This is a genomic window from Streptomyces sp. DS1-CR2 (genome assembly GCF_055760475.1).
The window spans coordinates 513,941-526,363 of sequence record NZ_CM147085.1; the positions used below are offsets into that span (position 1 = coordinate 513,941).

The 12,423-nt window shown below is 68.3% G+C and carries 11 protein-coding genes; 8 read left to right on the forward strand and 3 right to left on the reverse strand.

Annotation, left to right across the window (positions count from 1 at the left end):
- The first annotated feature begins 78 nt into the window (after positions 1–78).
- The 4 genes from ACY0PA_RS02590 (at position 79) to ACY0PA_RS02605 (ending at position 2,403) form a co-directional block, all read left to right on the forward strand.
- Complete coding sequence (locus ACY0PA_RS02590; protein WP_473083123.1) at positions 79–414, forward strand: hypothetical protein; 336 nt, start codon at positions 79–81, stop codon at positions 412–414.
- On the forward strand, positions 414–779 hold the full coding sequence (locus tag ACY0PA_RS02595) for a hypothetical protein (RefSeq protein WP_473083124.1): 366 nt from the start codon (positions 414–416) through the stop codon (positions 777–779). The genes ACY0PA_RS02590 and ACY0PA_RS02595 overlap by 1 nt, the downstream gene beginning before the upstream one ends.
- A 185-nt stretch (positions 780–964) precedes the next feature.
- Entirely contained in the window at positions 965–1,945 is a 981-nt protein-coding gene (locus ACY0PA_RS02600; RefSeq protein ID WP_473083125.1) for a hypothetical protein, read from the forward strand.
- Between the two features lie 23 nt (positions 1,946–1,968).
- Complete coding sequence (locus ACY0PA_RS02605) at positions 1,969–2,403, forward strand: hypothetical protein (RefSeq protein WP_473083126.1); 435 nt, start codon at positions 1,969–1,971, stop codon at positions 2,401–2,403.
- A gap of 620 nt (positions 2,404–3,023) precedes the next feature.
- On the opposite strand, the gene ACY0PA_RS02610 is transcribed toward ACY0PA_RS02605, so the two are convergent.
- On the reverse strand, positions 3,024–5,573 hold the full coding sequence (locus ACY0PA_RS02610) for an amino acid permease (protein WP_473086216.1): 2,550 nt from the start codon (positions 5,571–5,573) through the stop codon (positions 3,024–3,026).
- Between the two features lie 454 nt (positions 5,574–6,027).
- Between ACY0PA_RS02610 and ACY0PA_RS02615 the strand changes: the two genes are divergently transcribed.
- Positions 6,028–6,432 (forward strand): actin depolymerization factor/cofilin- and gelsolin-like domain-containing protein, encoded by a 405-nt coding sequence (locus tag ACY0PA_RS02615; RefSeq protein ID WP_473083127.1) that lies wholly within the window; start codon positions 6,028–6,030, stop codon positions 6,430–6,432.
- An 85-nt stretch (positions 6,433–6,517) separates the two neighbouring features.
- Here the strand turns inward: ACY0PA_RS02615 and ACY0PA_RS02620 are convergent, their stop codons facing one another.
- Positions 6,518–7,357, reverse strand: coding sequence for an SDR family oxidoreductase (locus ACY0PA_RS02620; RefSeq protein ID WP_473083128.1), 840 nt, complete (start codon positions 7,355–7,357; stop codon positions 6,518–6,520).
- A 92-nt stretch (positions 7,358–7,449) separates the two neighbouring features.
- Between ACY0PA_RS02620 and ACY0PA_RS02625 the strand changes: the two genes are divergently transcribed.
- The 3 genes from ACY0PA_RS02625 (at position 7,450) to ACY0PA_RS02635 (ending at position 11,708) form a co-directional block, all read left to right on the forward strand.
- The gene (locus tag ACY0PA_RS02625) at positions 7,450–7,860 is read left to right on the forward strand and encodes a winged helix-turn-helix transcriptional regulator (protein ID WP_473083129.1); all 411 of its coding nucleotides are present in this window, start codon (positions 7,450–7,452) and stop codon (positions 7,858–7,860) included.
- 217 nt (positions 7,861–8,077) lie between these two features.
- On the forward strand, positions 8,078–8,491 hold the full coding sequence (locus ACY0PA_RS02630; protein WP_473083130.1) for a hypothetical protein: 414 nt from the start codon (positions 8,078–8,080) through the stop codon (positions 8,489–8,491).
- Between the two features lie 1,129 nt (positions 8,492–9,620).
- Positions 9,621–11,708 (forward strand): SpoIIE family protein phosphatase, encoded by a 2,088-nt coding sequence (locus tag ACY0PA_RS02635; protein ID WP_473083131.1) that lies wholly within the window; start codon positions 9,621–9,623, stop codon positions 11,706–11,708.
- Between the two features lie 442 nt (positions 11,709–12,150).
- Here the strand turns inward: ACY0PA_RS02635 and ACY0PA_RS02640 are convergent, their stop codons facing one another.
- On the reverse strand, positions 12,151–12,375 hold the full coding sequence (locus ACY0PA_RS02640; RefSeq protein WP_473083132.1) for a hypothetical protein: 225 nt from the start codon (positions 12,373–12,375) through the stop codon (positions 12,151–12,153).
- Positions 12,376–12,423 lie beyond the last annotated feature (48 nt).

A 12,423-nucleotide genomic window follows, 5' to 3' on the forward strand; every position in this document is an offset into this window, starting at 1 on the left:
CGTCACGTTCTTCGGGCTGGTGCTCCTTGGGGGTTCAGGTGGGCGGCGCAAGGCCGCCCCTCCTGACGGGAGTGTCCGGTGAAGATCACACTGACGGAGTCGCCGCGAGATGCAGCAGTCATCTTGCTCGTGGAGTTGTGCGGCTGGCTGATCGCGATCGTCTTCGCCGTGGGCTGCGTGCACGGCTGGTGGTGGGGTGGCGATCTGAAGAATCTGCCGCTCATAGGGGGTTCCGCGGCACGCGCGGCGGCGGAGCATCGCGGCTGGCCGTGGGTCCCGCTCCTGATGATGGGGCTCGGCGGCCTGACCGTGCGGCGCCTGTGGCGTGCGGTGGCACACCGGGTGTTCGTCGGCGGCGCGGGGTGGGAGGGGCGCCGTGCGCCTCAGTTTCGCCTGTCGCAGGGCAGCTGCTGATGGGCGACATCGTCTCTTCCGTGTTCTCGTTCGTCGTTCCCGCTGACGTGCCCTGGGGTTGGCTGTTGCGTGAAGTGGCCTGGGTTGGCGGTGTCGGCGCGATGGTGGCGGGTGCGGGCTCCGGCTGGTGGCGGGCACGGGCGCGCCGGCTGCTCAAGGAGCGGGCGATCGTCGACCTCGTGCCGTCTCAGGGATTTGATCCGTCCGCGCCGGACATGGCCCCGCACGCGGCGCGGCTGGCCCGCGCCTCGCAGACCGCCCAGTGGACGCCGCGACGCGCGCAGGGGATGCGTCTGCGGCATGGCAGCAACGGGCAGGTCAGCTGTCGCTGCAGGTGGAGGGTCCGGCGACGTCGGCCGCGCTGATGCGGCTGCCGTCTCTGCCGAACGTCCAGGTCCGCAGCCATCAAGGCCGTCGCGGGCGCGACCCCGTAGAGCGCATCACGTTCGAGGGAGCTCCTCCCCTGCCCCGGCCTGCAGCAGCTCCCCAGCGCGTATCCCTGGCCAAGGCCGGCGGACAGGCGGCGCCCCACGAGTCCGACGCCTTGTATGTGGCGCGCGCCGAGTTGGTCCTGGCGCGCCCCGACCACAAGCGTCTCACCCCGGCCGCGCTGGACCCGGACCCGCTGCAGGTGCTCGCGGACGCCTGTGCGCAGGTCGATGCCGAGCGCGGTGAACAGGCCGAGCTGGTCGTCGACGTGGTGCCGGTGGCGAGCTGGCGGGTGGCCGCGTGGCGGCGTCGCCTGGTTCGTCGCGCCGAGCAGCGTGGCCCGTCGGCATACGGCGAGATGCTCGGCTCGGGCCGGCGCAGCGGATCGTCGTTGGTGTTGACGCTGGTCGAGGGACTCAACGCCGGCAAACCGCTCTCCTCGACCCGTGCCTCCAAGTCGTTGCCGCGGCAGAAGGACCTGGCCGACGGGGTGGGCAAGTTCCTGCCGGCCACGGATGCGCAGGTCTTCGCGGTGCAGGTGCTGGTGCGGGTGACCGGCACGCATCCGGCTCGGGCGCAGGCCCGCCTGCACCAGGTGATGGCGGTCATGGATGCCTGGTCCGGGGAGAACTGGTGGCGGCCCGTCGGGCCGCGACGTATGGGGTGGCGTCCGTACGGCAGCGTGTGGTGGCGGCGCCGATCCTTCGATCGCCGCTACGCCACCGGCGAGTTCGCCCCGGCGCGCCGGCAGTGGGTCACTTCTGAGGAGTTGGCGGCGCTGCTACGGCCGGCGACCGTGAACTGCACAGCGCAGAACGTGGTGCGCACCGGCGGCACGCTCGCGCCGGCGCCGCGCGCGCTGCCGACCTGGAGCGGTCAGCCCGGGGTGGTGCCTTTGGGCCGGGTCACCGAGGCTGACGGCCGCACCAGGCTCGCGTGCCTGCCTCAGGCCGCGGTGCTGTTCGGTGCGTCGTTCGGCAAGTCCGGTTCGGTAAAAGCGAGTTGGCGCTGCTGCAGGCCATCACGCTCGCCTACGGCGGGTTCGGGGCCTGGTTCCTCGACCCATACGGCGCGGCGATCAAGCGAGCGTTGCCGTATCTGACGCATCCGGAGGTCATCGACCGTGTGCAGCTGATCGACCTGAGCGTGAAGAAGCCGGGCGCGATGGTCGCCGCGTGGAATCCGCTGTCGATGGAGGGCCGCGTCGAGGAGGAGATCCAGGAAGTCATCGGCTCCGTGGTCGCCGGCCTTGCGGCCGCGCAAGGCTGGGGAGACGGGGCGCCACGAGCGCGCGCGATCCTCTCGCCGCCCGAGGTCGCGCACCGCATCCGGGACGGCGAAACCCGGGGCGTTGACGACGCAGGTCTTCGCCAACTACCACCATCCCGAACGCCTCCCCGATCTGGAGAAGGCCATGGAATCGCCAGACCGACCTCCAAGCTCCCCGTTGTCGACCTGATAAGGATGAGGCCACGGGTTCAAATCCTGTTTGGCCCCGCCAGCCGGGCGTACGTAAGCCGGACCATGGACTTCTTCCGGAGATGCAGCCACCAGGGATAGCCTTCCAGTCCGTTCGAAGGCTACTGGAGGCTCTCTGTGCACACCGCCGTCTTCCTGTTGCGGGATGCGCTGGGCCTAGGTGGCGGTCTGGTAGGCATCTGGGAGCTGACCCGCCAGGCTTCGGGACCGGGCTGGAGGAGGCTGCGGGTCTTCTCTGCGGTGGCGGCTCTGCTGGTCGCCGGGCTGCTCGCCGTCTAGAGACGGCCAGTCGGCGTGCCCCTCCCGTGCCCGGTCGGTCGGGAAGCGGCGGGGAACAGCGGTCGCTGGCGGACAACGCTCACGTGAACGGCCCTGATCGAGTTACCTGGTCAGGGGCCGTTCATCTGCGGTGGGTGTGGGATTTGAACCCACGGTGACTCGCGCCACGACGGTTTCAAGATCGTGAACTAGGGCTGCGGCGGCGCCGCACGGTCGTACCCAGTCTGTACGGACTTCACCAGCATCTGACGATCAACCCGATCACTACGGCCCATGCTGTCCAGTACCCCCCAATGACGAATCTCCTGCCTCGTGCCTCTTTTCCAAAGTCCTCCAACCAGCGGGCAATGAACGCGCCCAACGGAACGAGGATGACGACCAGCACGACGCCGATCAAGAAGCCCATCTGTACCCCCTCGGTGCTACTGGCGGTCCGGCTGCGGCAGGTCCTGCTCGGTCCAGATGGTCTTGCCGGTGGACGTGTAGCGCGTGCCCCAGTGGTGGGTCATCTGGGCGATGATGAACAGGCCCCGGCCTCCCTCGTCGTCGCTCGCGGCGTGCCGCAGATTGGGCGCGGTGTGGCCGGTGTCGGACACCTCGCAGGTGAGGGTCCGGTCGCGGATCAGGCGCACCTGGATCGGGCCGCCACCTGCGTAGCGGATGGCGTTGGTGACCAGTTCGCTGACGATGAGCTCCGTGGTGAACGCCACGTCGTCCAGCCCCCAGTCGCCGAGCTGCTTCCCGACGGCGGAGCGGATGGTGGCCACGGCCGCCGGGTCCGGGGCCAGTGCCCATTGGGCGAACCGATTCCGGGCGAGCAGGCGCGTGCGGACCAGGAGCATCGTCGCGTCCACGTCCACCGCCCCGGGCAGCATGGTGGCCACCGCCCGGTCGCACAGCTCTTCCAGGGATCTTCGGTCGTCGGAGAGGACCTGTGAGAGCTGCGTGAGCCCGGCTTCGCGGTCGTCGGCCGCCTGGAGGAGGCCGTCCGTGAAGAGGGCGACGAGAGTGCCCGGCGCGAGCTCCAGTTCCGTGCTCTGGTAGGGCGGGCCGCCGATTCCCAGCGGCGGTCCTGGCGGCAGCTGGGGATAGTCGACGACGCCCGTGTGCGGTTCGACGAGCGCCAGCACCGGCTCTCCGGCTCGCGCCATGCTGCACTCCCCCGAGACGGGGTCGTACACCGCGTACAGGCAGCTCACGCCCAGAGCCGCGTCGGCGTGCGCTTTCAGGTGGCCCGGGCCGCGGCCGGTTTCGCCCTCGTGCGTGGTCTGCTCGACCAGGTCGTCCAGGCGGGACAGCAGCTCGTCCGGGCTCAGGTCCAGCCGGGCCAGGACGCGCACCCCCGTGCGCAGGCGTCCCGCGGTGGCCGCGGCGTGCATGCCGTGACCGAGCACATCCCCGACGACCAGGCCGACCCGGGTACCGGAGAGAGGGATGATGTCGTACCAGTCGCCGCCCACCCCGGACCCGCTGTCGGCGGGCAGGTAGCGGCTCGCCGAGTCGACGGCGGCGTGCGGCGGCAGGCTGCGTGGAAGCAGGCTCCGCTGGAGCTTGAGGGCCACGCTGTGGCCACGGGTGACCACCGGCATCAGCAGGAAACCGATCAGCAGGGCGCCCAGGCCCAGGACGGTGGCCCCGCCCGTCCTGCCGATCAGCGGCAGGTCGACGGCGGTCGTGCCGTACCGGGGATCCGCGTAGACGACGAAGGTGGCGTAGAGGAACAGCAGGAGCATGAACAGCGCGCCGAGCCCCGGTAGCACGCCCTTGAAGACCAGGTCCTTGACGCTGCGGGTGAGGATCTTGCGGTGGTACCAGACGCAGGCGAAGCCGGTCAGTCCGTACTGGAACGCGATCGCGAGACCGACCGCGTCGATCGAGTCGGCCAGGACGTTCTGGCTGAGCGAGGTCAGCAGGACGAACAGGGCGATCGAGGCCGCTCCCATGCCGATGGTCCCCCAGGTGGGGGTGAGAAACCTGCGGTGGACCCGGGCGAACCGAGAGGGGAGGGCCTTGTGGACCGCCATGGAGAAGACGGTCCTGGCAAGGGGCAGGATGGTGGTCTGGACGGAGGCCAACGCGGAGGTCAGCACCATCAGGATCAGCAGTCTCGACAGGAACAGCCCCGTGCCGTGGCTCCCGAACACGGCTTCACCCAGCCCGGAGAACACATCGTCCGCGTTGTCCGCGTTGCCGAGTCCGATGCCCGAGGTGCCGACTCCCGCGAACGCCTGCGCAGACGTGGACACCAGCCCGTACATGACCAGGAGCAGCACGGTGGACAAGACCGCGGCACGGCCCGGGATGCGCGTGCTGTCGACGGTTTCCTCGTTGACCGAGAACGCGGTGTCCCAGCCCCAGTAGATGAAGACCCCCGCGAGGATGCCCGAGGTCATGGCCGTCACCGAGGGCACCGCGAAGGGGTTGAACCAGGAGGCGGACACATGGATCGCCGTCGGCGGAGGGCTGGTGTACACCCTGACCAGCGCGGCGACGGCAAGCAGGATCAGCATCACCACTTCCAGGCACAGTAGCCAGCGCTGTACAGCCGCCGAGAACGAGATGCCGACGTAGCAGATCACTGTCAGCACGGCGATCCAGACGACGCCTGCCGCGGTGGTCCACAGCCGGTTTTCCGCCAGTGCGTCCAGGCCCATCAACCGGAAGCCGTAGGCAGCGGCGATCTGCGCGAGGCTAGCCATGACGATGATGTTGGCGACGATGAGACCCCAGCCGCCCATCCAGCCGGTGCGCGGTCCGAAGGCGCGGGTGGCCCAGGTGAAGGTGGTCCCGCAGTCGGCGTTGCTCGCGTTGAGCTCCCGGAAGGCGTACGCGACCAGCAGCATCGGGACGAAAGCCAGCATGGTGACGATCGGAGCCTGCAATCCGACTCCGGCCACGATGATGCCCAGCGTGGCGGCGAGGCTGTACGCCGGGGCGGTGGAGGCCAGGCCCATGATGACCGAGGAGAACATGCCCAGGGCATCGTTCTTGAGCCCCTTGTGGCCGGACCCTGTGCCCGGAGCGGGAAGACCAGCCGACACGGCACCGCCGAAGAGCCTCACACTTGATTCCAACCCGGGGCCGCTTCCCTTCGCAACAGCGCAGGGACAGCAGGAGCGGCTGCCACCGTGCACGACGGCGATGCGGCCGTTGTGCGCCGCTCGCACAGAAAGCCACCGATGGCTCTGAGCTGCACCGGCGTCGCACCTCGGATCTCGCAGCGTCACAGGCGAATGACGACTAGAGCGATGTCGTCGCGGGCCTGGCTGGTCACTCCCAGCACGAAGCACAGGCAGTCACCCCCCTACGCCGACCATCGCGCTAGCTAGCCTAGGACCGTGGTGCTGTGAACGGCCCCTATCCACAACCTCCCAGCCAAGGGTTCGTTGAGCTGTCCGAACGTCCCCGTGATCGGAAGGTGTCATCGTGACCAGTGCTATCTCAGTGGAAGACCGCTGCATCGACGCCTTCAACGAACTCAAAACCAGCCGGCACATCACCACCGTGCTCTATCGGCTCAACGACAACCTGGACACTCTCATCGTGGACTTCGAGGGGAACCTCACCCACGACGAACTCCTCAAAGCCCTGCCCTCCGATCCACGCCTCGTGGCCTATGAACTGCACTTCGCCGACCGGGACGGCAGTCGCAGAGCGGCCATCGTCCTGATCTCCTGGTCGCCCCAAGGCATCAGCCCCGAGCAGGGGGCAGCGCACGCCGCGGTGTTCGTCGCCCTCAGAAATCAGCTGGACGGCGTCGACCTTTCCATCGAGGCCATGACCCGGTCCGACCTGGAGTACGACCAGCTCGTACGCGCCGCCCGGACATAGCCCGGCTCCAGGAGGCTCAGCCTGTGCCTACCCCGTGCGGCCGTAGTCGCACGGGGCTGCCCGGGCGCTTCAGCTGAGTTGTGCCTCAGCGAAAAGCGGCGATGCTACGGGCGACCCAGTCGTTGAAGGGGCGCGGGGCGCGGCCGAGGACTCGTTCCACGTCCGGGCTGATCCGCAGTTCGGCGAGGTTCGGGGCGGCGATGATGTCCAGGGTGTCGTCGGCGAGTTCCGGCGGCACGAACCGGGTCATCGCGGCCTTGGCCTCCTCACGGGTGAGTTCGTGGAACCGCACTGGCGAGCCGAGCGCGGCGGCGATCGCCTGCGCCTGCTGACGCGGGGTGATCACCTCGGGCCCGGTCAGTTCGAGGACTCCGCCGGCGTGCCGGTCGTCCAGCAGGCAGGCAGCCGCGACTTCGGCGATGTCCGCCGGGTCGACGATCGGAACGCCGACATCGCCGAAGGGCGCGGCGACCGTCCCTTGCGTGCGGACGGACTCCGCCCAGGCGAAGGCGTTGGAGGCGAAGCCGCCCGGTCGCAGGACGGCCCAGTCCAGGCCGGACTCTCTCAACGCGTCCTCCACCGCGCGCATCGCGATCCGCGACGGGCCGAGCGGCCTGGTCGCCACGCCCTGCGAAGACAGCAGGACGACCCGGCGGACCCCGCTGGCCGCGGCCAGGTCGATGATGTCGGTCGGCCTGGCTTCGGCGGCGTGCAGGTCGCCGGAGAGCAGGAGGAACAGCGCCTTCGCCCCGTCCAACGCGGGGGTGAGGCCCGTCGGGTCGGCCAAGTCAGCCGGCACGTGCCGTACCCCGTCCGGCACCGCCGCCGCGTGCCGCGACACCGCCGTCACCTGCTCGCCCGCCTCGGCCAGGGCCTGTGTCAAAGGCCGGCCCACATTCCCGGTAGCCCCGGTCACTACGATCATGTTCAGCTCCTAGTCCGTTGTGCACTGCGGCAATTGACGTTAGGAGTCGGGCTTACTTTTCGTAAGAACATACCCAGAGGTAAGCTCCGGACATGAGGGAAGGCGCGCAGCTGACGCAGGCCGAGGCGGGCCATCGGTATGAGGTGTTTCACACCGACTGCCCTGCGCGCGACGTGGTCGACCACGTGACCAGCAGGTGGGGTATCTGGGTGCTGATCTCCTTGCGGAGCAACGACCTTCGGTTTTACGAGCTGCGCGACAGCATCCAGGGCATCAGCGAGAAGATGCTCGCTCAGACACTGCGCGCACTGGTCCAGGACGGCCTGGTCTGGCGGGAGGTCGAGCCGACGACGCCGCCCCAGGTCACCTACGGGCTGACCGAGTTCGGCCAGGACGTCGGTAAGCCACTGACGGACTTGTTCGACCTGATCACACAGCGGCTGCCGCCCAGCGGAACGTCCGCCACGGAGCGGCCGAACCCAGCAGATCGACCGGTCCAGTGATCCACGGGCGGGCTTCCACCATTTCGCCGCCGGAACGACAAACGTTGACGATGACAGGCGAACCGACCAATGCCGTACCCCGCCCCGGCAGTGACCAGTACCGCAAGATGCCTGCCTTCGGAAAGCGGGCGGGTGAGCCTCCACTTTCGTAACCTGAAAGAGTGAGTGCCTGAGCAGTGAGTCTCAGCGTCGCTGCACAAGTGCTGTTGGTGTGCAGATGCCTCGGAGACTTCGGGACCAACTGGACGACGAGAGCCGCTGGGAGACGATCGACCCCGCGCAGTACAACACGTACACGGACGATCTCGGCGAGCTCTACCTGGGCAACCTCTCCACCGCCCCCGGCTGGAAGACCGGCGGCTGGACCACCTGGGCCGTCACCGACCCCGTCGACCGCTCCTGCCCCGAGTGCGGCACCGAGACGGTCCCGCTCCTCACCGTCGCCTCCTCGGAATGGGACGGCAGCAGCAAGTCTTGGATTGCCGAGGAGGAACCGCCGAGCCCGGCCCCGCCTCCCCTGGGTGCCCGGCACGGCAACTTCGCCTTGATCGACATCGCTGGCGGCAACAACCTCCAGCTCCACGCCTGCCCGGCCGACCTGTCCCACCCCCACATCGAGATGGTCCACTGAGCCCTTGCGGAGGTCCTCCGCGCCGACGCGTACGCCACAATCGGCACCGGGATCGACTCCGCGGTCAGCAGCCTTGGCCAAATACCAGATGATCCAAACGACGGGCCCTAACTGTGCCCTGGGGTCCGTAGCTCGAGGGACCGCAGGCGCAGAGCGTCCGTTACGCGATGGGATGCCCGTCGAGCTTCGACAAGTGGTTCGCTGATCCCAAGATGTCCGGCCGGTTCATGTTGAACCCCCTGCGCCGCGGTCTTCCCCGACCTTGCCTCGGTGCCCTGGTCATCCCCGCCAGGACACGCCGCGGGTAGGCCGATAATCAGCCCAATAGGTGGCTGGCCTACTGCAAGGTTGACCGAGGCGTGGCTCATGAGGTGCCTCCGGCGTTAGTTGGATATGAACCCGCACGGTGCGCCGCATCCCCAGCACGTCCAGCTCACCAGCGCGTACTGGCTCGACTCCCCGGACTACTGTTCCGCATTGTGTGCCTGCAGCCTCGACTCCAAGCCCCCGCGGCCCCACTCCGGCCTACAAGTCCGTTACGCGCTGCTAGGACTCGCCTCAGCCGCCATCATCGCTGCCATGGTCCTCGTGGGTCTCAGGTAACCCGCTGGGGTGAGCCTCCCAGCTTGCCTGGCTACCCAGGTCACAAGGGGCTGTGCTTTGCGGGATCTCGATGCCCTGGCGAAGCAAATAAGCCTCGCCGGACCGGGCGCCGGCAGCAGCCGACGGTTCGAGCCGATCAGTATCCTGCAGCGGTGGGCCGTCATCACCATACGGTCTCTGGCGCTGCTCGCGTTGGCCTTGCCCGACACATGGTGCCCCCTTCGCGGCGGGGCTCGCGCACGTGGCGCCCTCAGGCACTGCGTTCGCGAGCCCCGCCCGACCCGGGGGGAGTGGAGGGTCGAGGGGGCTCTGGCTCCCATCGTCCGTCGCTGAAACCTGGGCTGGCAGATGCACACGTCGCGCAATCGGCTGACCTCACAAGTCGGTGGAGCAGGAGCGACCCGCTCCACGTTCCGCGCGTCGGAGCATCTAGGCCCGGCACGCGCGCCCCTGGGTCGTCAACCAGTGGGCCCAGCGGCACGATGGATGTGACAGCTCTCGGGCCATGAGAGAGGGAGCTGACGAGATGAGTTCAGGCGAATCACCCCGGGGCGAGATGCCGGCGCGCGATGCATGGCCTGTGCCTCCGGGAGAGCTCCTCGATCTGCTCAGTGTGTCTGCGGTCGTGCTGGACGATGGCGGACGAATCGTGTTCTGGAGCCCTCAGGCAAGCGAGGTATTCGGATACTCCGCCACCGAGGCTCTGGGCCGGTACGCAGCCGACCTCCTGGTCCAGGAGGAGCACCGTGAACTGGTGATCAAGCTGTTCGCCGAGGTGATGGGCACGGGGGCGAGCTGGGCCGGGGCCTTCCCCATCCGGCACAAGGACGGCAGCGTCCGCCTGGTGGAGTTCCGGAATATGCGGCTGCTGGACGATCGCGGTGACGTGTACGCACTGGGTATCGCTGCCGATCAGAGCATGCTGCAGCAGGTCGAGACTCAGCTGGCGCTGTCCGACCATCTGGTGTCGCAGTCCCCCGTCGGCATCGCGCTCCTGGACGCCGACCTGCGCTACCTTTTCGTCAATCCTGCGCTGGAACGTATGAATGGTGTCGCGGCAGCGGACCACATCGGCCGTAGGCCGCGGGAAGTTCATGCACTGCTGGACGTCGACACCATCGAGTCCGCATTGCGGCAGGTATTGATTACTGGCACTGCGTTGATCGACCAGTACCACGTCGGCCGTACCGCCGCCGATCCCGACAACGATCATGCCTGGTCTGTGTCGTACTACCGCATCGACGGGCCCGGCGGGCGGGTGATCGGCGTGGCGAACTCGGTCATCGATGTCAGCGAACGCCATCGAGCCGCCGCCGAGGCCGACCGGGCACGGCGCCGTCTGGCCACCATCGCCGACGCCTCCTCACGTGTGGGAACCAGCCTGGACGTGGCGCGGACCGCCCATGAGCTAGCCAAGGTCGCGGTTGGCGATCTCGCCGATGTCGCGGCGGTGGACCTCCTCGACGCCGTCCTGGCCTTCCGCCGGACGGGAGGCTCTCATGAAGGCGCTGAACTGTTCCGCGCTATCGCCGTTGCCTCCGCCTACCCCACCGAGGCCACCTCGGCCGCAGATGAGGTCGGGCACATCGCCGCCTACGGCGCCAACAGACTGGTCACTCAGTGTGTCCACGCCGGACAGCCCATCGTTGTGGCCCACACCAGTAAAGATGATCTTCTGCGGATCGCGCGCGACCACGAAGCCGCGGCCACCCTCGCCCGGACAGGTGTCCACTCCTACCTTGCGGTCCCCTTGATAGCCCGCAACGAGGTCCTGGGCGCATTCGATCTGCTGCGTGCACGCAACCCCCTCCCCTTCGACGAGGACGACGTGATCCTTGCCGGGGAACTCGCCGCCCGGGCAGCGGTCGCCATCGACAACGCCCGCTGGCACGAAAGCGTGCGCAACTCCGCCGAGAGCCTCCAGCGCAGCCTGCTGCCAGGCCCCCCTCCCCGGCTGACCGGCCTGGAGGTCGACGCGTGCTACCAGCCCGCTCAAGCCTCCAGCGAGGTCGGAGGCGACTGGTACGACGTCATACCCCTGGCCGGCGACCGGACCGCTCTCGTGGTCGGCGATGTGATGGGCAACGGCATCGACGCCGCCGCGGCCATGGGACGCCTGCGCACCGCCACGTGCGCCTACGCCGACCTCGACCTCGCCCCCGACGAGGTGCTCCGGCACCTCGACAAGATCACACGCGGGCTCGAGCACTACATCGCCACGTGCCTGTACCTCGTCTACAACCCCCACCGGCATGAGTGCCACATCGCCAACGCCGGGCACATGCCGCCCGTCCTCATTCCCAGCGGGCACCATCCGCAACTGCTGAGCCTGCCCACCGGCGTCCCCCTCGGCGTCGGCGAAGACCACTTCCGCACCACGTCATTCGCCCTCACCCATGGCGACCGCCTCGTCCTCTACACCGACGGCCTCGTCGAAACCCGCCACCACCCCATCGACGAGCGTCTCAAGACATTGCTTGAGATCCTCGAAGAGCAACACCCGCTTGAATCCACCGGACAATGGCTCCTGAACGCACTGAGAGACCCCGACGACCACGACGACGTCGCCCTCTTGATCGCACAGGCGCGGCCCACCACTCCAGCCGGCCGGTAACAGCTCGGTGGCGCCGAATTACTCGCCCCGGAGGAAGTGGGTCAGGCCGGCTCTCCTTCCCAGTGCCAGGCCACGGGAGCATGCGGTGACGCTGTGGCGGCAGGCCCTGGTCGACCCAACGACACCACCCATGACGACGCCGGACGGGAAGGCGCCGTGGCCCTCGGCGCCTCCAGCGCATGCACCAGCCCGTCGAGGCCGACGCCCCCGCCAGGTCCTGCGCCTCCATTTCCATCTCGACCAGCTCCAGCACCCGGACCTGCTGTTCAGAATCCGTGACCGGATCAGGGGTGTGGTGTGCGGAGTGGCTCCGATGGTGTCGACATCCCGGCCGGAGACGTTCCAGGAACGAGCACTGAGCCCCGTCTCGATCTAGCGTTGTAGGGTCTCGCCGTTCGTGGCCAAACGCGCGTGCCCGTGACCTGCTGGTCTTGAGGCCGTCTCACGCTGTGGCCAGGCTGATCGGTCTCAGAACGGCGGCAGGTCCCCGCTTCAGATGGCCCCGGACTCCTCCCTCGGACACCAGGCGCAAAGTAGGTGCGTCTTCGCTGGTCAGCGGTTCGGCCGACTGGGAGGGAAGAACACTGTCACCAGCTTCGACGAGCCGGCGCACCGCCTCGACGGCGGCCCGCGCGCCCTCGAGATCGGCGAGCGCCTTCTCGGCCACGTCGCTGCAGAAGGAGTGGGTGCGTACTCATGACTTCGTTGTATGCCG

What these genes read in the sequence shown, in the direction of transcription:
- ACY0PA_RS02595 (WP_473083124.1), top strand. Translation starts at nt 414, where the DNA reads ATGGGCGACATCGTCTCTTCCGTGTTCTCGTTCGTCGTTCCCGCTGAC.
- ACY0PA_RS02610 (WP_473086216.1), bottom strand. Translation starts at nt 5,573, where the DNA reads ATGTTCTCCTCGGTCATCATGGGCCTGGCCTCCACCGCCCCGGCGTAC.
- ACY0PA_RS02620 (WP_473083128.1), bottom strand. Translation starts at nt 7,357, where the DNA reads ATGATCGTAGTGACCGGGGCTACCGGGAATGTGGGCCGGCCTTTGACA.
- ACY0PA_RS02625 (WP_473083129.1), top strand. Translation starts at nt 7,450, where the DNA reads ATGAGGGAAGGCGCGCAGCTGACGCAGGCCGAGGCGGGCCATCGGTAT.
- ACY0PA_RS02630 (WP_473083130.1), top strand. Translation starts at nt 8,078, where the DNA reads ATGCCTCGGAGACTTCGGGACCAACTGGACGACGAGAGCCGCTGGGAG.
- ACY0PA_RS02635 (WP_473083131.1), top strand. Translation starts at nt 9,621, where the DNA reads ATGAGTTCAGGCGAATCACCCCGGGGCGAGATGCCGGCGCGCGATGCA.